Origin of the sequence: Mucilaginibacter lacusdianchii (assembly GCF_009770985.1) — a bacterium.
GTDB classification, from domain to species: Bacteria; Bacteroidota; Bacteroidia; order Sphingobacteriales; family Sphingobacteriaceae; genus Mucilaginibacter; species Mucilaginibacter lacusdianchii.
The window spans coordinates 23,482-46,761 of the sequence record NZ_WSRW01000009.1 but is presented as its reverse complement, the minus strand read 5'-3'; the positions used below and the strand labels follow the sequence as shown (position 1 = coordinate 46,761).

The following is a 23,280-nucleotide window of genomic DNA, read 5'->3' as shown; positions in this document are numbered from 1 at the left end:
CTATAAAATTTATAGTACAAAGATGCTTCGCTTTGACCATGCCCGGTTTGTTGAAAAGTCCAAGTTTATATGCTGAAAGGGTCAATTGGTCATCTTAAGACACGCGGGCAGTTATGAGCTCTAAAACAACGCCGCTCATGCCGGTTTAATCACTGGCTACCATGTAGAGATGTTTTGCTGAAGGGACTTACCACCGGGACACGAAGACTAACTTCGTTTTGGTAGTAATGCGGCAGATCAAACGTGCCGTTAAATTATTTGCTTGTTGCTGCTGTCAATCGGTTACTAAACTTTTTTTCGTATCCGGCTCAAGTGTTCCGGTGTTAAGCCGAGGTAAGAAGCAATATAGTATTGTGGTACCTGCTGGATGACGTTAGGATAAAGGGCTGCAAAGTTCCGGTATTGCTCTTCGTGCGTCGTTGCGATGATCTTCTTTCGCTTGGCTTCTACGCCACAGAATACATGCTCGATGATCAGCCGTCCGAAGCGCTCCCAGATTTTATATTTGTCGTACAGCCTGTTGATCCCATCCTTTTTAAAGATTACCAGTTCAACATCCGTTAAGGCCTCCAGATATTGATTTGAAGGTGTTGACAGGATAAAACTTTGGAAATCGACAACAAACTGATTTTCAGACACGAAGTCGACCGTGGCTTCTTTGCCGTTTTCAAATGAATACTCGCGTATGACACCAGAATTCATAAAGCCAATAAAGTTGCAGGTTTGTCCGCCCTCCAGCAACAGGTCTTTCTTCTTTAATTTCTTTTCCTGTAGTATGGCTGCAAATGCATTCCACTCTTCCTCGTTTGGTTGAATGAAATGCCTGATGAATGCTTCTATCTTATAAAGGTATGTAGGGTCGGCCATAAGCTCTGCTGGCAATTAGTCAGGGTATAAATATCGATCATAGGAACTTGTAAACAAAGTATAAAATGGGTTTGATCGATATCAATCAGCGGATCAGATAGCTATGTTTTCTGATCCGCTTTGACGCATACCACCGGCTCATTTCAACCGGGTGAGACTAGCAGGTCTTTGATCCGTTTTGGTGTTGTCCCTAACAATTGTTGTTTTAATGGTTCCGAGGTAACTGATTGTTGTTTCAATGTGATCTCCCGGTTTCAGGTACCGGGTGTTTTTCATTTCTTTCTTCAAATATTCGTTCAGAATATAAGGATGCATTTTTTTATGGAAAAACCCACCGGTGAAAATGTATTTGGTCACTGACCCGAAAATGAAGCCCTTGGTTGGCGCATTGAAGACGACACCTGCGGGCGTCCCGGTGATGATGATACTATTGGCCGGGATACAGTTTCCTTCAAACAATTTGATCATCCGGTTCTGGTAGTAGCTGTCCGTTTTACCTTTTACAGAAAGCGACCGGTCGACGATCTTTTCAATATCCCAGACCATATCCCTGGCATAACCATTTTGGCGGACAACACCATTAACGCTCAACTGAAGATTAAGCTCTTTAATAAAATTGCGCCAGTTTCTGGGAATCACCAGATAGGGTCCGGTCGGCAAACAGCCTTTTTTACTTTTGGCATCTGGGAACCCTTTGCCGCCGGTTACGTTTTGGCTGTCCATTTTGCGCATCAATTCCGCCCGGTCCGTGAAGTCGTTGACCACAAGGAAGCCCACCAGCATGTTGTTAAGGTCAGCCGCAGCGCAAACCGCTGATGGAAATACGATGCCGAGTTCGACCTCATGGTCCAGCAACCAGCCATCGTTATAGTGTAACTGGTGTATGGCGGGATCTGTATGAAGCAATTTAGGGAACATAAAGGGCTTGACCTGTCCCGTTTCTTTACCGTGCTCCGCATAGTTGATGCCGATCGCCAGGTGGTGCGTGCCGGCGATGCTGGGCAGCAAGTCAGTATACTTGAGGGAAATCCGCTTATGGCTATGGCTGATGGTCTTTACCACTTCTTCGTAAGCCATTCCGCGAATTACGTCAAAGGAATTTGTGTCGTAGCGACCTAATTCTGCGCTGATATCTATTCCCGTGACGCTTTGGCCATTGTCTTCTTGTACAGCCAGGGTATGCACCCGGCCATCTTTGTCAAACCTGCTAAGGGTCAGTGCTTCGGAGGTGGTCTTGATCGAAGGCCCGCCTTCTTTTAAAATGCTTGCCTCTGCTACCGTATCGATCAGTAGTTCTGCAACTTCATTGTGGTGTCTTGTGTTTTTCCATTTTGGTAAAAAACTGCAAAACGCCGGACAAGTATTAATGATGGTTAGGAAGCCACCAACGGCTAATCCAATGAGTAATCTGGTCATGGCAATGGTGTTTTATAGTGATTATTTTTTACCTGGAACGATTCTGTAGCTTAAGCCAATCTTAAAGGCGAGGCCCTTGGATACTTCAGGGTTGATCGGGTCGGCGCGGTCTCCAAACTCTGCGAAATCGATGAATGCTTTTGCCTTATCTTTTTTATTGTATATTTCCATGTTCCTGATCAGGGTGTAAGCGGCCGTTGCCCTTACCGCCCAATTGGAAGAAATGTAGCGTTCAACGAAAAGGCCCGGATTAACCGTATTGTATTCGAAATAACGGTCTTGGTTGTTCAGGCGGTAAGTGGAGTTTTGAACAGACAAGTTGAACCCGGTATTCATTTTTGGGTTTAATGCATAATTGATAGTCAGGTCTTTAGGCACATCACCGAAAATCCTTAATCTTTCACTGGCTTTCCAGTCCATGCCAACCGTAGCCAAATACTGTGGCCCGTAAAACTGTTGCCTGTAACCCAATACCGCTCTCCAGGTTAGGTTGTCATTGGCCTTCCAGCTGCCCCTGACAATACCTCCAAATTTGATGTCTGAACTCTTGACGTTTTCATAGTCGCTGTTTATGGTGGGCGTCAGTAATGCGGTCAGGTTGAAAGTCGGACTCACCATGGTGCTGTAACCGAAAGTAGGGGAGATGCTGTAAACCCTTTTCACCTCGAAAGCCGGGTGGGTGCCTGAAAAATTGAACGCTTCCAGGTTGCCACCAACGATCAAATACTTGGATTTGTTCGGCGTCAGGAATATAGGGATTGATGTCGCAATTTTTAGGTTGTTTCCCGTAAATTTCTGTTCCCCGTCCGGTGTTTTTATTTTTATAGGCATGTGCTCATAAGATAGGTTGACGCCTTCCACGTAACCTTGCGCCATAGTTCTGGCCGGTGACAGAATAAGCAGCAGGATCGCTGTCAGGAACGTGATGCCCAAGCGGTAGGTGGTTGCAGCTAACGCTTGGGTGTGGGATGACTTTTTTTCAATGTTTTTCATGTCTCGTGCGGTTGGTTTTAATTTCCTTTTTGGAATGAGACAAAACTATCCGGCGGCACATTGAAAATCATTGATGTTTATCAATATCAAATTTCCCACTTATCTTATACCCGTTAAAGGCTTGCTGGACGGTCAGTGTAAACTATCACTTTAAATGAGCAAAATCTTCGTTTAAATACCTGAAAGGTAACTTTTGTAATTATAAAAGGGCAGTGATCAACGTTTCGGGATTTCCGCACAAATTCGCTTTACCCAATTTTTATTGATAAATATCAACACAGATTCAGCACACCGGCTTCTCCTGTTAGGTATCAGAAATTATTAAATCTTTCAAACGCGATGGCTGGTGGGGATAGCATAGATGTCACACGGTTTCAGTTACCTGGGACGGAACCGAAGCGTAGGTCGCCGGAACTGGTGAAGTCGTTGTTGTTGCAGAGCAAAACGACAACTTGGTTTCTTACTGGCATAACCAATAAAAGCGAAAAAAACGTGACCGTCAGTCTGGCTTTTTCAAGAAAGGCAGATCATTTAGAATGTGCTCATTTGCAAATGGCATTGATGCAAACCGACAGGGCATGGATTGTGAAGTCGCCGATGAGGTTGTTAATGGGGAATCCCGCAAAATATCACATTTAGTACAAACCGAGAGTTCGCTGCCAGTATTGGGTAGCGGGTAACCAAAGTCAACCTAAGTCGTTCAATGATTAAAACTTTATCAAACTAATTGAAAGACTGTCGAAATTCTAAGGGAGAAAGTTTAGTCTTTAACTTAAATAATTTATTGAAAGATGATGAATGTTCAAAACCTAATTGGTAAGCAATTTCGCTGATCGTTAAATTGGTAGTGGAGATTTTTACTTTTGCAATCTCAATGAGTTTGTTGTGAATATGTTGTTGTGCATTCTGTCCCGTTAAGCTTCGCAACATATCACTTAAATAGCTTGGTGAAATAAATAACTGTTCGGCCAGAAACTGAACGGTTGGCAGCCCTTGTAACGATGGTTTCTCGCCATTGAAATATTCTTCCAGAATGTCCTCCAGCCCTTGTAGTAAATTATTATTGATGGCTCTTCGTGTAATGAATTGTCGTTTGTAAAAACGGTTACAACAATTTAGCAGCAATTCAATTTGAGAAACAATTACATCCTGGCTGAAATCATCAATCCGGTTATCAAGTTCTTCTTCAATAAGTTTAAAAATTGAATCGATTGTTAATTTCTATTTTTCTGACAGATGCAAGGCTTCATTCACAGCATAAGAGAAGAATCCATATTGATTGATCTTTCTTGCTAAAGGATAGTTCATTAAAAAATCAGGGCTGAAAAATAAAGAGTAACCATTAGGACTTTCCGAATCAACAATACCAATCAGTTGATCAGGTGCGGCAAACAATAAACCGCCCTCATCAAAGTCATAATGTTCCTGTCCATATTTTAATTTTTCGGTCAACTTGGTCCGATAAGATATCTTATAAAAACTTAAAACAAGGGAAATTGGAACGTCGCCCAGTTTGATAAAGGTTTTCTTATTGTCTATGAGACTAACCAATGGGTGCTGAGGCTTTGGCAGGTCAAATGCCCGGTGTGCTTCAGTTAAAGAAATAAATTTAGGAGGGTCTTTTTCTTCCTTTCTCATCATCAAATTTTAAATACTACCAATTGGAACACAAATAACATGCTGATGGCAGTTGATTACCAAGGTAAAACATTGCCATCAGAACCTGTGAATGTACCTGTTACTTCGCTTTCATCCAGAGCAGCACGAACAATATTACGAGAGGCTACCTCAATTGTATCTGTACCTTGAAAGTTATTGAGTGCTGTTGACGGAAAGCCAGGACTTGCCAAATTGACCTTTATATTTAAGGGTTCTAAATCAATTGCAAAGCTGAGGGTAACGGCATTAAGAGCTGTTTTAGACGCTGCATAACCAGGCCCGAAAATTTTACGATATGGATAGTCCGGATCGGAATTTATGTGTAATGACCCTAACGCACTTGATACATTTACGATTCTTCCTGCAGTAGATTGTTTTAATAAGGGTAGCATAGCTTGCGTGACTGCTATGACACCAAATACATTGGTCTTCCAGATAGATTTCACTTCGTCAAGTGATGCAATACTCGCACGACTTTCATTCATCACCTCTTCAGCTGTTCTGTCAGGTTTTCCAGCCTGTGATATTCCTGCGTTATTAACAAGTACGTCAATTCTGCCAAGGTCTTTACGAATTTGTTCTACCGCATTGATTATTGAAGTTTGATCGGTAACATCGATCTGGATGGGTATGACATTATTTCCAATGTTTTTTGCGGCGACTAAACCGGCTGCAAAATTGCGGGAACCCAATAAAACTGTATATCCATTTGCAGCCAGTTCTTTTGCAACCTGTAATCCGATACCTTGAGTTGCACCCGTTATAAGGGCAATACGATTTTTTTGAAAATTTTGGTTTGCCATTTTTTTGTTATTTATTTAAGAACAAAGTTCAAATTGTGGTAGATTCCCCTAATAGCCTAAATGAGGGTATGTTTAGCCAAAATGAGGAATCAGGAAATATTAAATGGAAGGTTTGCTCATTTCGCTTTAAATGGATGGCAGCCATAAGCAATTCCAGGCAATGTCATCGCCGAAGTGTAATGTGGTTTCTTATTCACCACATCCATCACGCGCCCGCCCGGGCTGATGATGAAAAATTTAAAAAGTCATACATTTCGTAATTAAATGCGCTATTTAGATTTTAGTACTTGAGTGCTGCAATATTTAACTTTAGGGTTCGGATGGTTTAACTGGGCGCCTTATCTTATATTTGGACATCGCCCCATAGTCATATTATGTACGAGGTCATTACGAATTCTTTGCACAAACTGGTCGACTTCACAGATGAAGAGCTGTTTTTATTTATGCAAAAGCTTAAGCCGCTAAGTCTTAAAAAATATGAGCTTTATCTAAAGGAAGGACAGGTCTGTAAGATGATGGTAATGGTGCATAAGGGTGGTCTGCGTTACTTTTCCCGGACGGAAAAAGGAGACCACACGATCGGCTTTGCCTTCGAGGGCGGATGGCTGGGCGATTATGAAAGCTTTCTGCTGCAAACACCCTCAAACTGCCTGATCGAGGCGCTGGAAGATTGTGAATTGTTTACCCTCAGCTATCCGGATATGCAGGCGCTGTATCAGCATAGCCAGCGCTTCGAGAGATTCGGGCGTATTATGGCCGAACAGCTTTTCTTAGCCACCGCCAGAAGCAAAAGCGACTTGATGCTTAGAAACGCTAAAGAGCGGTACATGTCCCTGCTTGCCAATCAACCACAGATATTTGAAAGATTACCACAGCACCTGATCGCATCTTACCTGGGTGTGCTGCCTCAAAGTTTGAGCCGCATCCGCGCCGAAGTGTCTAGGAGCAAGTTAACATAGGATAACGAATTCGGTTTCTTTCTTCACGTTAAGACATTTTACAGCTTACCTGTAAAGCGCAGTTTTGTGATGCGCATTTAAACGCGCCCTTAAAAAATCGTTATGGGCATATCACAAATCTTTTCGCTTGCCAGCACTACCGCGGCGCTGCAATGGCTGCTCCTGATCATTTTTCCCAAATGGAGGGTAACACTTTGGCTGATCAGGTATCCGGTTGTACCTGTACTACTCTCCGTAATCTACTGCATTTATATTGGCGGCTTCTTCAGCACACCTGGAGGCGGCTATGGTTCCCTGCAACAAGTTCGTATGCTCTTCGCAAGCGACAGTTTATTGCTCGCCGGCTGGGTTCACTATCTCGCATTTGACTTGCTGATCGGTTTTGCGATCATCAGATCTTCACAGGAAAGAACCATCCCGCATTGGCTGGTGATTCCCTGCCTAGTATTGACTTTTATGTTCGGTCCTGTTGGCTTTTTACTTTACCAAATCATCAAAAAAATCCGTCAATCATGAAACCATTACTAAACCGTATCAAGACGATCAGTTCGGTGTTGTATTACTGTGCCCTGGCCCACTTCGCCTTATTTATCCTGTTTATCATCATAGCTATGTTTGACCACCGGCAACTGCTGGGCGTGAACTTATGGTTCAAACCAATCAAATTTTCCATATCGATCGTAATATACTGCTTAACATGGCCCTTGCTCTTACAGTACTTGCCATTCGGGCTTGTTAAAAGACAGTTCGCACGGTTCACCGTATTTGCGATGAGTTATGAAATGTTTGCAGTTGCCTCGCAAGCGGGCAGGGGTCAGTTATCGCATTATAATCATTCAAGTGCTTATAATTTGTTTATATATATCCTGATGGGTGTAGTGATCATTTTGCAAACATTATTTGCGCTCTATATCGGGATTCAGTTTTTTAAAGTGAAAGCCACACATACCACCCCGGCGATGTTGTGGGCGATTAGATTAGGGATAATCATGGCTTGTTTCTTTGCCTTTGAGGGTGGTGTGATGTCCGCTAAGATGTCCCACACCATCGGTGCGGCAGATGGGGGTCCCGGCCTGCCTATATTTAATTGGAGCCGCATTGCAGGTGATCTGCGGATCGCGCATTTCATGGGACTGCATGCCCTGCAAATTTTGCCGCTTTTCGTCCTGCTTACCAAATATAGAAGTGCCCGTCCTACGATTGCGTTTGCGCTTTTCTTTTTTGCATCAGTGTCTCTTTTGCTTTTCAATGCTTTACTCGGTCGGCCATTGTTATAGTAAATAGCCGTCGGTTCAGTAACATTACTATACCAAAAGGTAACAGTTTCCTAGGTGTTATATCAAATTACCTAAGAAATGTTTGCGCAGTCTGGTGATCTAATTGTGGTACCCTCATCATCGACATGCTAACAGTTTATGCCTTTCAAACGGCTTTGTTGACTACGGTGCCATTACCTTCCTTTTTTCCGATGTAGTTATTGGAGATACTAAGACTGCCCGGGTAATCTCCCAAGGATATAAGCTTACCCTGGCATACTTTATCGATGTGGTTTTGCTAACTTGAGACTTACTTATGCTTAAGCGATGAGAGTAAGGATCAATTTATATAGCTCTTTTCCAATCGCTTTACAAAAAGGTAAAATTGTACATGTCCATCGGGTAGAACTTCGAACAGATAAAAGAAATTACGGCGAAACTTATCATTTTACAAGGTCATCGTCTTTTTTATAAATTTATCCAAAATTGCAAGACGACCAGTTTAATTAATTATTTTGGATATAATAACACTACTATAAGAACCGCTTAATGATAAAGCAAATCAACAATCCATTTATACTGGCTCTTAAAGCCCGTAACCTTACCGTTGAAATCCATCATCATTCAGCTTATCAGATCGTATTATCAAATGATATGCCTTTTAGTTCGACGATCAATGGAGTTGTACATGATCGCCTTCATGGCTTTCTGATCAAACCTCAGGTTTCCCATTTTTGCGTTGCTGAAAAAGGGACGTTGAACATATTAAATATAGAACCCTATTCTAATATAGGATTGAAGCTGGCTGATCGGTTTAAAGAGAATGAGGTATCCATCGTATTTGATACGCCATCAGCTACCACAGCTTTCTTTAAGACAGCGAAAGACAGCCTGGGCATTCATACTGTTGTCGATGCATTGCTGGCCGAACTGCCTGTCAACGCTTATGATGAAAGGGTTATTGAGATCGTTAATTACATCAAGACCAACTACTTCGAACAGCATATCACACCGCAAACCTTTGCGGATATCGTTTTTCTTTCACCCTCTCGTTTAGCGTCGCTTTTCAAGCAACAAACCGGCAGCAGCTTGTCTAAGTATTTGCTGTGGACTCGGTTGCGCCAGGCCATTTACCTGACCCTTTCTGAAAAGGACAGAAGCCTTACGGATATTGCTTATGATACCGGCTTCTATGACCTGCCCCAACTGAATAAGTATATGTACGAAATGTTTGGCATGCCCCCTAAAGCTTTAAAGTTTAATAGCGATCTGATCGAGATCTATTAGGTCTATTCCATACTTCTTTCTGCCTGCGGCTTTACGCATAACAGTGTTCTGATACAAGTTTGCTGATCAGCGTGTTCCCACCTTTGTGATATCATTTTAAATCACTTAAAAATAATATCATGAAAGCAGTAGTGTATCAAAAGTTCGGCACCATCAACGAATTGCAAGTTATTGAACGATCTATACCTTCCATTGGCGAAGATCAGGTTTTGGTTAAAGTCAAGGCCTTTTCCATTAATCCAATGGATTGGAAGATAAGGAAAGGTGAAATGACGCTGATGTCCGGATCTAAATTTCCAAAGCAAACAGGCGCCGATTTTGCAGGCGTTGTTGAAACTGCCGGGTCTGCAGTCAATCATTTAAAAAAGGGTGATGAAGTTTTTGGGGTTGTCAAGAATATGATGAAAGAAGGGGTATCGGCCGAGTATATTGCCGTCCCGTCATCCTTTGTCTGGAAGAAACCCTCCAACCTAAGCTTTCCTCAGGCAGCTTCGATCCCGGTAGTGGGAACGGCAGCAATGACAGCGATAGAAAAAATGGGGACTATCGGTTCCCACACCCGTATTTTGGTAAACGGTGCTACAGGAGGTTTCGGTATGTTTTTGCTTCAATTACTGAAAAGCAGAAAGGCGATCGTAACCGCAGTCGCAAGTACAAAAGGTCTGGACATTGCAAGACAATGGGGTGCTGATGAAGTAATAGATTACACGAAGGAAAACGTCATGTCCCGTAAAGCAGCTTTCGACGTCGTAATTGATCTGTCAGGTAAAATGAGTTACCAAGCCGCCAGGCAGATCATGAAGTCCAAAGGACGGTTCCTGAACCCTGTACCGAAGCCGATCGACATACCCTGGTCGATTGTAAGCAACTTGTTTACCGCACAAAAACAAATTGTCGTCCTTTCATCACCCGCTGGTAAGTACATCAAGGCTTTGTTAGTCGCCATAGAAAATGGACTGGAAATAAAGGTGGACAAAGTATTCTCATTTGCAGATTATAAAGAGGCTTATCAATACGCTGAGCAGGGCGGATATATAGGAAAGGTCGTTGTAGCTCTTGACTAAAGTCGGTGCGAGAACCCTTGCAATTTTTGTTCACATCACAATCATTGAATTCTACGAACATGTTAACCAAGATTGACAATACCATTAAATATGGTAAGCGCCATGGTGGTTTTGGCATACAGATCTTATACCCGGGTCTTATCCGGCCCGAATTAAACGACAGCGGATTCTCTACAATCGGCAGAATCGATCATGCCCGGATCAATCCCGGAACCCTAATTCCCATGCATCCCCATCAAGATGATGAGATCATCACTTATTTAAGACAAGGTCAGGTAAGACACCGGGACTCTAAACATAACATGGAGACGATATCCAATCAAAGAGTTATGGTCATGAATGCAGGCCTGAACTTTTATCATGAGGAACAGGTGCTGGACGATGGCCCCTTACAAGGCCTGCAAATATTTATCAGACCAGAATCTGCTGGTCTGCGTTCGCGGGTTCAATTCACGCAACTGCCTGAGATCTACAGCGTCAACAACTGGCGTAAAATTGCAGGGAAAGGCCCTGACTATCCTTTACAAATAAGAAGTGATACCTGGGTGTTAGATCTAAGGTTAGAGAAAGGTGACGGAATCGCCTTGCCCAAAGCGCCGGCCAGAAATTGCGCCTTTCTATTTTATGTATTTGACGGAAAAGTGAACATCAATGAAAAAATGTGCCTTGAGGCAGGCGAAAGCGTATTGATAGAAAATGAGCATCCGTTGTTCAGCGCGGTTACGACAACCGACATCGTATTGCTGATTACGCAGACAGATAGTGTCCATTTTGACGAAGGTATGTATAGTGGTAATCTTCAATAAAATTCTTTTGCTCCATATACAACAGTGATCTGATACAAGTTTTGTATCTGCTAACGAAGGACCTTTGTAAGGTAAGATCAACAAATAAAAAACAACCAAATGAAAAAGAAAATAGTCATACTCGGCGCTACCGGAACGGTAGGTAGTAAGATATCAGAGATCCTTTTACAAGAAGGGCATCATGTAACGCTTTTTGCACGGCAAACCGAAAAGCTGGAACCATACAGGAGCCTTGGCGCCGAATTAATTGCTGGTAATATGACCGACGCAAAAATGCTTACCCACATTTTTAAAAATGCGGATAGCGCGTTCGTGCTATTGCCCGACAATGTGAAGGCCGAAAATACCCGGGCTTACCAGCGGCAAATTACAGGCATACTCATTGATGCCATTATAAATTCCGGCATCAAACACATTGTGAATATGAGCAGCCTCGGGTCACACATGCATGAAGGCAACGGGATAATGGCTGGTACCGGCGAGCAAGAAGTACGGTTTAACCAGTTGACGAACGTAAACGTGATACATATCCGTTCTGCCTATTTTATGGAGAATTTCTTAAGAACTATAGGCTTGGTCAAGGCCAAGGGCATTAACGGTACAACAGCAGCCGGCAACCACGCCATACCTATGGTGGCTACACAAGATGTGGCCAGGATAGCAGCGGGGCATTTGGCCGATCTGGATTTCGAAGGTAAGCGCGTTCATGCGGTGATGGGGCCAAAGAACTATACCTATAGCGAGTTTACCAGGTTGATAGGCGAAGCTATCGGGAACCCTTCATTGCCTTATGTGCAAATTCCAAAAGACCAGGCCAGGCAAGTGTTCTTAAACAACGGCTTTTCTGAGGATTTTGTCGACAATTTAATAGAAATGGGTGCCGCGATCGAAACTGGCTATATGAATTACCAAAAAAGGGACGAATCGACGACCACGCCAATCACCGCAGAGGATTTTATCCAACAGGTTTATGTACCTGCCTTTTTCAAAACTGTTAACATCTAATATTATGATCATGAAATTACTTGAAAGCGCAAAATTACGAGATCTAACCTTAAACAATAAAATGCTGATGTCGGCCATGACCAGAAGCCGTGCAGACCAAAACGGTATGGTAGGCGATCCATTTAATGATCTGAGGAGCAAATGCCTGCTAGAAGCCTTTTAAATTTGCATTACCTGTAGGCGTTCTTTCCTGGACAATGGGTTGGATGTCCCTACTATCTCAACCTGCCATCAATGTTGCGTTTTTAAAGCTGAAAATTTTAGGTCCATTAAAGCAGTTTGAATTTTTTTTTCAGTGTTTAACATTTCATATAGACCATAATTCTTAGAGTATATACCAAGACTTTGTTAGAATTCGACTACAATTGTAATCTGTGAAATGAATAATACTGGCGTATCCTATAATCTTAATGTGTAGCAGTCTTGCATCTTTTGCACAAACCTGAATAGTAGCAAGGAGTTTCTGTATATTAAGCTTAAAATTGAGGTCAGCAATGCTGGCTTTAAGGACAAAGGCAATACGCGAACCCAAGTCCAATATAATAAGGCTACCAAGGTGGCTATGCATCACATTAAAGTCAGTACTATGTCTGCTTATTGTGTTTATGGAATCAATCAGTGGTTAACCCTTTTTCAGGATGGTCATGTTCAGGTAGGCCGTAACCAGATGTCGGCACCGCAGGAAGCAGTAGCTTTGGAACAAAGGATCCGCCAGACAGAAGTAGTCAGCTTAAGTAATTCACAAATTCAATCGATTCATAAATACAGCGGAGCTGAAGGAATTTACCTTAGTAAGGATTCTGCTTACCGGATAGCCGTTGTGTCTTCGTTTAATACGTTTCACAGATATCCCGGCGTAGTGTTGCAATCAAAAGATAATTCATGTAAATCCACATCATTAAGAAACGACGCGATGGATTCTATGTGTCGGCTTTGTATCAGATTAGTGACGAGGTAGATCAGGAGACAGGCCAGGTCTTTAAATCTCCAAACTTAACTATGATCACACGCGCCGTCAACGACGTAATAAAGTGGATTCCTAATGATGGCGACAACAAACACCGTATGCCATTATTCGTCACTGCTGACATGGAAAAGGCATGGATAAAGGTTGAACTCTCTGGAGTGACTTGATGAAAAAAATACCTTTGCCATACCATCCGAAAAGCTTGACTTTAACCTGGTTTTCTCTATCCGAGGTGTAAAAAAGCAGCCGGAAGGCAAGCCGAGAAATGCTTATAGTGACCGGGGTAATAGGTTACTGAAGTATGGTGATGAAAGCGGCGTATCCCATAACAACCAGACATCGCTTTTTTAAATTATGGTTTAGCCAAGCGATGCCCTGTTTTCTTGTATTTTAAGTTTATACTATACTGTCATAACTGATGTAATTAATCATTTATATGCAAGATTTGATCATGCTACTTTACGGGAGTGGATGTAGAGCAGCCATGGGTGCAGTTTCCACCACAATTATTAGTCCCAGAATCACCACTGCATCCCGCAAGATTCGTCTCACCTGAACCGGGAAGTGGGCCAGCGGCGATGATCAGATACCCGCCTTTCATCTTTCCATACTCGTCGAGGGCTATCAAAGTATCGGGATGATCAATATCCATCATAAATTTTCCTAATGCATTCATTATATTTAAGGTTATGGCATCTGCGTTTAAAAACAATTATTTGCTTGGAGAGAACTTTTTTGCAGCACCTTTATTATTAATAACTGCGTCTCCCGTGGTCTGCGCGATTAATTCCTTGGCGACGTTTAAATAAACCTTGCTATGGCCGGCTGCCCGAGTGACGCATTTCATTGTTTGTAAGTAAGATCCCTTGAATATCGAACCTCCGATTGCGGACACTTTTAAATGATCACTGTCTCCGCTGAGTGCGGCCCTGGATCCTGCTTGTAACGAAACGATCAGTTCGTCAGCTGATAATTTTCCGTTCAGTACGCTACCGTTGGTGGCTTTTAGGTTAAGAGAACCATATTTAACAGCCTCCTTAAGTTCTAAGTGCGCATCGTTTCTTAATTCTATGAAAGAAATATTAGCATCGGCGGGTAGAACCACTTTAATTCTCGCCTTAGAACCAATCAGGCCTTTCCAATCGTCATCCTTTTCGTAAGCTAATCTTAAAAAGAGCGTGTCATTTATAATATCGCTTTTGATATCCGTAAGCCAAGGTACAGGCGCTGTTATGCTTATTTTTGCAGTGGTATCATCGGTGAACGACAAATCAAACAGCCCTGCAGCCATTATTTTGGTGTATTTGCGGTCCAGCCTGCGTTCCTGGTGTTCCACGCTGTCAATTGATTGCGCATAACCGCTAAAGGAGGCTATCAAAAAGATTATAAAAAGTTTTGTTGATTTCATAATGTTGAATGTTATATACCCAGTTCCAGTTGGTTTTTAACTAGGTCGTAGTAAAAACTTTGCTGCTTTACGAGTTCATGGTGCGATCCCTGTTCAATGATGACACCTTTTTCAAGGACAATGATCTGATCGGCATTCATAACCGTACTTAGGCGGTGCGCAATTACAACCACTGTCCGCCCTTTAAAGAACTGGTTAAGGTTGGCCATGATCTGCCGTTCGTTATTGGCGTCCAAAGAACTGGTGGCCTCGTCAAATAGCATGAATTCGGGGTTTTTGTAAACTGCACGTGCGATCAAAAGCCGTTGTTTTTGGCCCCCGCTTAATTCGAGACCGGATCTGCCTACTTTGGTATTGAAACCCATTGGTAATGATTCAATAAAGTCTGCCAGGCAAGCGATCTGAGCTGCCTGTTGAAGTTTCAGTAAATCAGGGGAGTTATCTGCAAGAGCGATATTTTCCGCCACGGTTCCGCTATAGATGAATCCGTCTTGCATGACCACACCGCATTTGTCGCGCCAGTAATTGATATCAAATTCTTCCAGGGGGATTTCGTTTAGCAGTATATCTCCGGTTTTTTTGGGATAGAAACCTAGGAGCAGTTTCATCAGTGTCGTCTTTCCGCTTCCGCTCGAACCTACAATTGCCGTGATCTTTTTACCTGGAATGGTCAGCTGAACATCTTGTAGTACAAGTGGATTGAAACTGCCGGCATACTTAAATGAAACACCTTCTAATCGTATGGTATCGATATCCTGCAGACCCATCTTGAGCTTCTCATTGACTTGTTCATCAGGTTTCTGATGAATTTCATCTATTCTGTCATAAGCCATCTTCGCTTCTTGGGAAGTTCGGGAAAACTCGATAATCTGATCTGTCGGCCCTTTGAGTTGCCCCAATATGTAGCTGATCGCCATCATTTCCCCTAAAGTCATTTGCTGATGAATAACATAGTAAGCACAAACACCCGTGACACAGATGTCTTTGATCTTGTTAAAAAAATTGACCCCAAACAATTGATAGTAATTGAGATGCAATGCTTTTAAAACGATCTTATTCAATTTGCTTTGCGTGTTTTCCCATGTATCGAGTTTTACCTGTTGAGCATTATTTACTTTAATCTCAGGCATTCCGATAATAAGCTCGTAGATGTTGTTTTTATTTTCGGATAAAACTGAAAACCGCGAATAGTCAAGGATTTTCCGTTTCCTCAGAAAAAGAAGTGTCCAAGTTACAGACGCACCGGTAGCCAACAGGAAAGCGCTGAAAACCGTAAGATTGTAAAATAGCACAATTATAGAGAAAGCAGCTAAATTGAATATGGCAAAGATGAATGCTATTAAGCGATAGGTGAGGAATTGCTGTATCCGTTCCTGGTCATCGATTCGCTGAATCAGATCCGTATTCATCCGGACGTCAAAGAAGCCAATAGGCAATCTGATCAATTTTTGTAAAAACTCAGAAAGAACTTTAATGCCAATCCTGAAATTGACATTCATTAACAGTATGGAACTGGAATAGTCAGATACAATATTCCCGATAAACAAGACAAACTGCGCCATTAGAAAATACCATACCATAGACAAGTTTTTAGGTAATATTCCTTTGTCTATGATTTTCTGGAAAATGACCGGGGTTACCCAGTTGGTGACCATTGCCACAGCAAAAAGCAACAAAACGAAAAGATAGCTGTACTTGTAAGATTTAACGGCGTTTCCTATGTATTGAAACAAATTTGGCCAGTATCTGCGTTTAGAGGCACTGATTGATTCATCTGAAAAGAAGCGTTCACCAGGTTCCAGTAACAATGCGGTTCCTTTATTTTCACTTCCTTTCCATTGGCGGATAAACTCGTCTTCGCTAAGCCTGACTTTTCCAAAAGCAGGGTCTGCAACGCAAAAGCATTTCTTACCTTTTTTAGTGCTGATACTGTAAATGACAACATAATGCTCCTGGCGCCAATATAAAATCGCAGGTAACGGGGCCGACGCGAGTTCATCAATTGTCAGACGTACGGCAGCAGTTTCCAGTCCTATTTTTTCGCTACCGGCAATAATGTCTTTAAGGGTGATGCCCAATCGGGTGACATCACAATATTCTTTCAGTTCCCTCAGGTCGTAGTTTTTCCCGTAATGATGTGCAATCATTTTCAAGCAGGCAGGCCCGCAATCAACAGACTCTAGTTGCGAGAAATATTTAAATCTCATTGGGCGATCGCTTCTTCGAACTTTGCAATTATAATCTTATCTTTTTCCGCTTCATCAAATGAATACACACAGTACTCTTCACCGGCATGTTCAATCGCATGCTGGCTGCATCCGCCATTACAAAGTGGCAGAATGCGACACCGTAAACATGGGGGATTGTTAAATTTTGCGTTAAGGCGAACATTCATGGAGTCGTTTTCCCAAATTAGTTCACCAGATTCATTGATATATCCTTCGCGTTTGATCGTGGTGAAATCCCTTGCTGTGCATTTGAAAAGGTCTCCGTTATAATTGATTGTTGCACTGTTTTTCTTGTCGGCGTAACAGGAATGCAGCACGTTGTTTGGCAAATAATGCGAATTTACACTGAACCCGAAGTTGCGGAAGGTCTTGACCTGTTGTAAAATCAATTCCTCCTGATCTTCCTCTTTATCCTGCCACACTCTATGAAAGTCAACAAGAACGACTTTTCGCTGTTCTTCGGTAAGATCCAATAGGTCATGAACAATTAAACCACATTTGTGGATGTTTGCCAGCGTATAATTGATCCTCATTGTTACCGGAACCGCGTTGCGCGCGAGTAGCTTAATATTTTCTATAATCTCTGAATAGGATCCTCTGGTAGAAGAGACGTATCTTACGGCGTCATGATCGGCACCGTGCCCGTCAAGTGTAATCTGAACACCATGCACATTCAGCAATTTGAAATCATCAACCATGGGCTGATTGATCAGAAACCCATTTGTGGTAAAACCTATGGTGCAATGAACCCCATGCTTCGCACATTCAGCATTGGTATGTTGCATGATGGGTAGGACGATATCCTCATAGTATAAAAGTGGTTCACCACCAAACCAGGAGAGGTTGAACACCTTCAGGGTGCCGCTGGAAACGATAGTACTGATGAAAGCATTGGTTCTTTGAATGATCTCAACATCCATTCTAGACTTTTTAATATGTGTCTCATAGCAATACCAACACTTAAAATTACAGTTCATCGTTGGATTGATAGTCAGTTTATAGGCGGCCGTATCAAGATCAATCCGCTTGCTGATCTTTTTCACCTCTTCTACCTCCTGGCGGTCATTTTCGACAATGAACATGCCGTCTTTTAATGCATGATAAAAGGCAGGGTGAACGGCAACCAAATCATCGACCGACTTTTTATGATGAAGAAGTAGATCTTTCAGTTGTTCAACAAGCAGCAAAAATCGATTGGAAAACGAATTGTAGAGAACATACTTATCATCGTAGGAAACGATGGAGTTAAAATAACTGTATCTCATATAGGTTAAGTTTAAAGGCAAGCAGGAAGCGGTCACTTCCAACTTGCCTTGTATTGGTTTTAATTTTTTACTGTTCCGCAGCCTGCAGTACAGTTGCCACCGTTGCAGTTGTTGGTTGTGGTATCACAGCCAGCTAAGAAGTTGGTTTCGCCTCCGCCGGGTTCGGTATTACCAGAGATGCTCATGAAGCCGCCAACGATCTTACCATGATCGTCAGCAGAGATTTGTTCTAAACCGCCTAAAAGGCTTTTAAAAGAAGAAAATTGAGTTTTCATTTTTTTAACATTTTAAGTTTACCCCTACTCTCTGGCTTTTCGGGTTCCGCCTTTTGGTGTACAACAAAACTCTTTTTGCACTTTTGGTGCTTATGGAATGAGGACTCAGCGTTAATTTGCCGACCTGTTCTGAATATCTCGGTTTATATTTTCCCTGTTCTGGGTCTTTTTGATCTTTGAGTTTCCGAAGTTGTATCGCAGATTAAATTCGACGCCCCGGTTATCATAATAAGTTTTAAAGAAATTACTGGTATTTGATGTATTGAAGACATACCTGTTAACCGATGTTTTAAAGAGATCTGTGCCATAAATAGTGATCGTAAATTGGCTGATCACTTTTCTCAGGCCTATATCCACTGATCCGGTCGGTCTGCTGATTCCTGATCGGCCAAGACTGAGCACCTGTCTGGTATTGTAATTAAGGTCAAGGTAGCCGGTGATTTTATTTGCTTTAGAAAGGTAAAAAACGGTGTTCGCTTTGATTGTGCCCGATATACCCTGGTTGTCTATAATTTCATTGTTTGCGCTGCCGTTAAAGGATGAATAGGTACCGACCAACGTCATGGATGTCATACCGAATTTCCCTAATTGCTGACTGGTGACGAAGGCGAGGTTTCCCTCATCTACGCTTCCATAATTCAATTGGGTGAAACGTACCTGATTAGTCGTATCGTTGGTAAGTATGAATTGCGAATAGGCATCGCGCGTGTGACTATAATTGGCGATAAAGATGTATTTATTCTTTAAGGAATAGGTAAGCTCGTTTTTAAATATGTAAGAAGGCTGAAGGAAAGGGTTGCCCTCAGCATAGCGTGTTGGGTTATAATAAATGCGATTGGTATTTAACTGACCAAAAGATGGCCGATTTACCCGGTTGGTAAGGCTGTAGGATAGTTGGTTATTCTGATTGGGTGCATAGCTTACGGAAATATTGGGAAAGAGATTGGTAAAGTTCCGGTCGACTTTTATATCCGGATGGTTAAGTTCCATCCCCTTGGTGTTGGAGTTCTCCAAACGCATTCCTACTGTTGCTGAGGCTTTTTTGGAGAGGGAAAGACTGTAAGATAAATAGGCGGCGTTAACATGCTCGCTGTATTCGTAAATACTGCTTCTCAAATCATCGAAAACATAGGTATTGTCGCCTGCATTGACTAAATAATCGAGATCATTGTTCGTGTTGGTATTGTAGCTTCGAACACCGGCTTTAATAGTGCCTTTTTTCAATATCGGTTTTACATAATCCAGAGATAAGGTGTAGTTCCGGATATTCTGCCTTAGATAAGCGAATTCGTCTTGTCGGATCGCATTACTTTCTATGAGTTTCGCCAATAGATACTGATCCGATCTGGAACGCAGTTTAAAATAGTCGACGCTGATGTTAAGCGATTGACCCAAACTGTCAAGCAGAAGCCGGTAATTACCGTTGATGTCCAAGGTGTTTCCGTTAACGTCGCGTTGATTGTCAGAACTGAAGGTTGAATCTATACGGCCTGGCCCGAGATCGATGAAACTGCTAACGGTTTGGTTATTCAAATCCTGATTATTGTGATTGTAGTCAACGGTCACGGATAATAACTGCTTGCTGGATAAGTTGAAATCTGCTGATATATTTCCGCCAATGAACCGTTTGATTTCAGGCCGGTTTGCGTCGGTTGGGTTGGACACGCCGCTCGTTCCAAGTTTTAAAAAATTCACCAAAGAATTTTCTGTTATATTTTGCCTGATTCGGTTGGCGTAAACAACAGCATTCAGACCAAGCTCTCCCTTTCTGTAATTTATAGAGGCATTTGCACGTTGGGTATTATAAGTCTGCTGAACCGTTGATAGCGCCGCTGCACCTAAAATTCCGTCAGTCTCCCGTTTTTTGAAGTTTATATTTATTATTCCCGCGTTTCCGGAGGCATCGTACTCACTTCCCGGGGAGGTAATGATCTCTATGTTTTTTAAGTTACTCGTCGGCAAACTTTTCAGGTAATTATATAATGCTTCACCGGATAAATTGGATCTTCTTCCATCCATATAAACGATGGCAGATTGCCTTCCGATTATGGAAAGATTACCGCCATCGGCTGCATTAATTAATGGCGTCCGGGTCAAAGCATCCCAAATATTATTGCTGGCTGCTATACTATTATTTCCAACACTAACCACAAAGCGATCAGCTTTCCGCTCTATTACCGGCGCGGAAGAGGTGATCACTACTTCTTTTAACTGTTTAATCTCTGGTGTAAGTTCTATGTTACCCAGGGAAAAGTTCGGCGATGTAGCACCTACTTCAATGTTTTTCTTATAATACCCTACAACTGAAATCCGTAACGTCATTTTAGTGCTGTCTTGTAACTGGGTAAATTGAAAATTGCCTGAAGTATCTGTATATACTTGTTTCAGAATACGCTGCGCTACACCCGCCAAAAGTTCAACAGATGCATAAGGAAGACCATATTTTGTTTTACTATCTATCACCCTTCCTGAGATATTAAGTGTATATTCCTTAATGCGTTCTAAAAAGATATTTTTGCCCATTTGCTTAATACTAAGCGGACGTTGACCGATTGCCTCTTCAAGTGTCTGTTTAACCGTTCGTTTCTTTTTCTCAATCATAACCGGCGGTAGGTCGGTTATGTCTTCCTTCCGGTAATAGATATGGAATTTCGTCGCGCTTTCAATGCTATTGATTACTTCAACAAAGCTTTTTTGATTAAAACCGATCGTTACTTCTTCTTTCGTTATGTCTTGACCATAGGCTGATAAAGACAGGATCATTAAAAGAAATATTGCCGGACCATGCCAAAAAACACTTAAACGCATAAATATATATTGTATACTAATTGTGATTCAACTGCCTTCTACTTAAAATATAGTCAATACAATCCCGGTTCGTTAAAATAACGATCGTGCGATCTCCCTGAAAACCTGATTGGTACAGAAGGCTAATTGCAGCCTTTACCAGAAATTAAGAACGTATCATCCGTAAGCTTTCGGAAGGTGGAGTGGTTAAAAGCACAAAGAACGCCGAGGATGTCTTCTAGTCTTTCATCTTGCTCAACCGTTCCAGTGAACCTGCAAGTTTCAAGTGCTTTGTTTTCAAATGCTATTTTTACATTAAAGTGCTGCTCAAGCTGCTTTACAGCCGCTGCAAACGTCAGGTCGTCAAACTTAAGTTTGGTATTCGTCCAAGCAATGACAGCTGATGATGAGACGCTTGTTTTCAGATGTTGGTCATTATCTGTATGAACCAACGCCTGCTGGTTTGGAGTTAAGACCTCCAGCACCTCGTCACCAGAACTCACGCTAACTTTACCTCGTGTTACTGTAACGGTCACCAGGTGTTGTTCCATGTTGGCATCGATGTTGAACGCAGTTCCCAAAACATGAGTCAGTATTGTTCCAGTATGCACGATGAAAGGCAGCTTCTTGTCATGAACCACATCGAAATATGCCTGTCCTTCCAGGAAAATTTCCCGCTTTGAGCCGTTGAATTTTCGAGGATATCTCAGTTCGGCGCCCTTTTCTAAAATAACCTTACTGCCGTCAGCCAAGTGCATCGTCATTGATTTATTTGCATGATAAATCAACATGTCGGGCCCGGGGCTGAACAGACCGGAGATTGTTTCCCGTTGCCAAAGAAGACCGATGAAAATCAGCAGTACAGCGGCTACCGCCATCGCTTGTAATAGCTTTGATATTCTGAGCTCACGAACATTTGCTTCCTTTGGCTTAACCTGCTTGCTAATGGCTTCGTAGATTTCCTGAACAAGATTTTCCTCCGAAACCGCTTTGTTACTTCCAAGCCGATTAGCAGACATTTCATGAAGCAAAAGCCAATCTTCAACCAAATCGTTTTCCTCAGGGGTGGCTTTACCTTCCGTATAACGTTCAATGATTGATTTTAGCTGATCGCGCTCCATTTATTAAGCTTGTTTAATTAGTATACGTTTAACCTAACGATTAGTACCGGTCTTTTTTTAATTATTAATCAAGAAAATCAGGCCCAGCAAAAAGACTATTTTCTTACGCAAGTAGGTCAGTGCAATCGAAAGCTGATTTTTTATTGTCTGCTCTGATATGTTTAGCCTAGAGGCAATTTGAGGTATCGACAGATTATCAAATCGGCTCAATTTAAAAATTTCTTTGGTTCGTGGTGGCAACTCATCCAATCGGGATATAATTGCATGATGAAGCTCTTTCGCATCAAAAGCCGTATCAAGCGATTCTGATGCTGGTTCCTGAATACTTGCAAGTTCCGCATCGTAAAACCCTCTTACCAGCCTTTTTCGGTATGTATCGGTTATTTTGTTCCTTGCTGTAGTGTAGATGTAAGCTTTGAAATTGCCGTCAATTTTAAGTTTAGACCTTTCCGTCCAAATTTTCAAAAAGATATCATGAATAATATCTTTAGTTTCATCTGGATCTTTCAACTTATCATTGGTAAAACGAACCAGCGTTTCGGCATAGCGAAAATATAAGGTGGTAAATGCCTCATAACTCCCTTCATTAAGTAATTTCAGTAGTTCTTTATCATCTAAGTTATTTTGTGAGGTCATTGGTTTGGATGATAAATATAGAATTTACCGTTAAGTGAAAGTACAAAAAATAATTATCTAAAAAGGAGCAGTTGCTTTTCTCGTCAATTTTTTACCTGCGGGTAAGATCTTTGCATTGCACTGAGTTAACACCCCTTGTCGATTTAGATGCCGCATCCCCGGATTAATTCCTGATGTGACTCGGATCGGAAATTTTTTAACCGCTTCTACAATTGTGGCGACAGGAAATGTTGTTTGAGATACAATGAGTGTCGCTTCCGTCTTAACTTATTCAATACTTAAATGGCTAAATTTTAACATGAAAGTATTTGGTAAGAAAAGATAGAAATTTGTACCTTTAAGCTAACGATTTAGCTAGTTGAACGGATCGGAAAGCTTGTAGTGAGCGATTCGTGTAGTAGTCGGTAATGTAAATAATAATATATTGTGGCTGAAGTTATTATGAATAAGGCTCATTTCCCTTCCTCACCGCTGAATT

Annotated in this window: 22 protein-coding genes; 8 read left to right on the top strand and 14 right to left on the bottom strand. The window is 41.9% G+C overall.

The features are described 5' to 3' along the window. Window positions 1–285 precede the first annotated feature (285 nt). The 6 genes from GPM24_RS21230 to GPM24_RS21210 all read right to left on the bottom strand — a co-directional run bounded on the left by GPM24_RS21230 (window position 286) and on the right by GPM24_RS21210 (window position 5,738). On the bottom strand, window positions 286–867 hold the full coding sequence (locus GPM24_RS21230; RefSeq protein WP_158829604.1) for a Crp/Fnr family transcriptional regulator: 582 nt from the start codon (window positions 865–867) through the stop codon (window positions 286–288). Window positions 868–1,005: 138 nt separating this feature from the next. Beyond that, window positions 1,006–2,283, bottom strand: a complete 1,278-nt coding sequence (locus GPM24_RS21225; RefSeq protein WP_158829602.1) for a fumarylacetoacetate hydrolase family protein — start codon at window positions 2,281–2,283, stop codon at window positions 1,006–1,008. 21 nt (window positions 2,284–2,304) lie between these two features. Continuing rightward, the gene (locus tag GPM24_RS21220; protein ID WP_158829599.1) at window positions 2,305–3,276 is read right to left on the bottom strand and encodes a DUF6268 family outer membrane beta-barrel protein; all 972 of its coding nucleotides are present in this window, start codon (window positions 3,274–3,276) and stop codon (window positions 2,305–2,307) included. A gap of 723 nt (window positions 3,277–3,999) precedes the next feature. Continuing rightward, window positions 4,000–4,401 carry a helix-turn-helix domain-containing protein gene (locus GPM24_RS22405; protein ID WP_369409722.1) on the bottom strand — a complete coding sequence of 134 codons (402 nt, stop codon included), beginning with the start codon at window positions 4,399–4,401 and terminating at the stop codon, window positions 4,000–4,002. A gap of 96 nt (window positions 4,402–4,497) precedes the next feature. After that, window positions 4,498–4,917, bottom strand: a complete 420-nt coding sequence (locus GPM24_RS22400) for a hypothetical protein (RefSeq protein WP_369409721.1) — start codon at window positions 4,915–4,917, stop codon at window positions 4,498–4,500. 53 nt (window positions 4,918–4,970) lie between these two features. Further along, a complete protein-coding gene (locus tag GPM24_RS21210) occupies window positions 4,971–5,738 on the bottom strand; it encodes an SDR family NAD(P)-dependent oxidoreductase (protein WP_158829597.1) in 768 nt (255 codons plus the stop codon). Window positions 5,739–6,112: 374 nt separating this feature from the next. Here GPM24_RS21210 and GPM24_RS21205 point away from each other — a divergent pair, with 374 nt between their 5' ends. The 8 genes from GPM24_RS21205 to GPM24_RS21170 all read left to right on the top strand — a co-directional run bounded on the left by GPM24_RS21205 (window position 6,113) and on the right by GPM24_RS21170 (window position 12,278). Beyond that, window positions 6,113–6,697 (top strand): Crp/Fnr family transcriptional regulator, encoded by a 585-nt coding sequence (locus GPM24_RS21205; RefSeq protein WP_158829595.1) that lies wholly within the window; start codon window positions 6,113–6,115, stop codon window positions 6,695–6,697. 102 nt (window positions 6,698–6,799) lie between these two features. Beyond that, window positions 6,800–7,213: an ABA4-like family protein gene (locus GPM24_RS21200; protein ID WP_158829594.1), complete on the top strand. Its 414-nt coding sequence runs from the start codon at window positions 6,800–6,802 to the stop codon at window positions 7,211–7,213. Continuing rightward, window positions 7,210–7,974, top strand: a complete 765-nt coding sequence (locus tag GPM24_RS21195) for a hypothetical protein (protein WP_158829592.1) — start codon at window positions 7,210–7,212, stop codon at window positions 7,972–7,974. Before GPM24_RS21200 ends, GPM24_RS21195 begins: the two co-directional genes overlap by 4 nt. 528 nt (window positions 7,975–8,502) lie before the next feature. Beyond that, entirely contained in the window at window positions 8,503–9,240 is a 738-nt protein-coding gene (locus tag GPM24_RS21190) for a helix-turn-helix domain-containing protein (RefSeq protein ID WP_158829590.1), read from the top strand. Between the two features lie 119 nt (window positions 9,241–9,359). Further along, window positions 9,360–10,304, top strand: coding sequence for an NAD(P)-dependent alcohol dehydrogenase (locus GPM24_RS21185; protein WP_158829588.1), 945 nt, complete (start codon window positions 9,360–9,362; stop codon window positions 10,302–10,304). Between the two features lie 44 nt (window positions 10,305–10,348). After that, window positions 10,349–11,110, top strand: coding sequence for a pirin family protein (locus GPM24_RS21180; RefSeq protein WP_233268927.1), 762 nt, complete (start codon window positions 10,349–10,351; stop codon window positions 11,108–11,110). Window positions 11,111–11,209: 99 nt separating this feature from the next. Beyond that, entirely contained in the window at window positions 11,210–12,115 is a 906-nt protein-coding gene (locus GPM24_RS21175; RefSeq protein WP_158829586.1) for an NmrA family NAD(P)-binding protein, read from the top strand. 10 nt (window positions 12,116–12,125) lie between these two features. Continuing rightward, window positions 12,126–12,278 carry a hypothetical protein gene (locus tag GPM24_RS21170; RefSeq protein ID WP_158829584.1) on the top strand — a complete coding sequence of 51 codons (153 nt, stop codon included), beginning with the start codon at window positions 12,126–12,128 and terminating at the stop codon, window positions 12,276–12,278. Window positions 12,279–13,536: 1,258 nt separating this feature from the next. Here GPM24_RS21170 and GPM24_RS21165 read toward each other — a convergent pair. From GPM24_RS21165 to GPM24_RS21130, 8 genes are all read right to left on the bottom strand, one after another. Then, window positions 13,537–13,758, bottom strand: a complete 222-nt coding sequence (locus tag GPM24_RS21165) for a hypothetical protein (RefSeq protein WP_158829582.1) — start codon at window positions 13,756–13,758, stop codon at window positions 13,537–13,539. A 36-nt stretch (window positions 13,759–13,794) separates the two neighbouring features. Beyond that, on the bottom strand, window positions 13,795–14,490 hold the full coding sequence (locus tag GPM24_RS21160) for a GIN domain-containing protein (protein WP_158829579.1): 696 nt from the start codon (window positions 14,488–14,490) through the stop codon (window positions 13,795–13,797). Between the two features lie 11 nt (window positions 14,491–14,501). Next, entirely contained in the window at window positions 14,502–16,697 is a 2,196-nt protein-coding gene (locus GPM24_RS21155; RefSeq protein WP_158829575.1) for a peptidase domain-containing ABC transporter, read from the bottom strand. Beyond that, window positions 16,694–17,983 (bottom strand): radical SAM/SPASM domain-containing protein, encoded by a 1,290-nt coding sequence (locus GPM24_RS21150; protein ID WP_158829573.1) that lies wholly within the window; start codon window positions 17,981–17,983, stop codon window positions 16,694–16,696. The genes GPM24_RS21155 and GPM24_RS21150 overlap by 4 nt, the downstream gene beginning before the upstream one ends. Before the next feature lie 59 nt (window positions 17,984–18,042). Next, the gene (locus tag GPM24_RS21145; protein WP_158829571.1) at window positions 18,043–18,258 is read right to left on the bottom strand and encodes a hypothetical protein; all 216 of its coding nucleotides are present in this window, start codon (window positions 18,256–18,258) and stop codon (window positions 18,043–18,045) included. Between the two features lie 111 nt (window positions 18,259–18,369). Continuing rightward, the gene (locus tag GPM24_RS21140) at window positions 18,370–21,066 is read right to left on the bottom strand and encodes an outer membrane beta-barrel family protein (protein ID WP_158829569.1); all 2,697 of its coding nucleotides are present in this window, start codon (window positions 21,064–21,066) and stop codon (window positions 18,370–18,372) included. 122 nt (window positions 21,067–21,188) lie between these two features. After that, a complete protein-coding gene (locus tag GPM24_RS21135) occupies window positions 21,189–22,166 on the bottom strand; it encodes a FecR family protein (RefSeq protein ID WP_158829567.1) in 978 nt (325 codons plus the stop codon). A 57-nt stretch (window positions 22,167–22,223) separates the two neighbouring features. Next, window positions 22,224–22,802: an RNA polymerase sigma factor gene (locus GPM24_RS21130; RefSeq protein WP_158829565.1), complete on the bottom strand. Its 579-nt coding sequence runs from the start codon at window positions 22,800–22,802 to the stop codon at window positions 22,224–22,226. Window positions 22,803–23,280 lie beyond the last annotated feature (478 nt).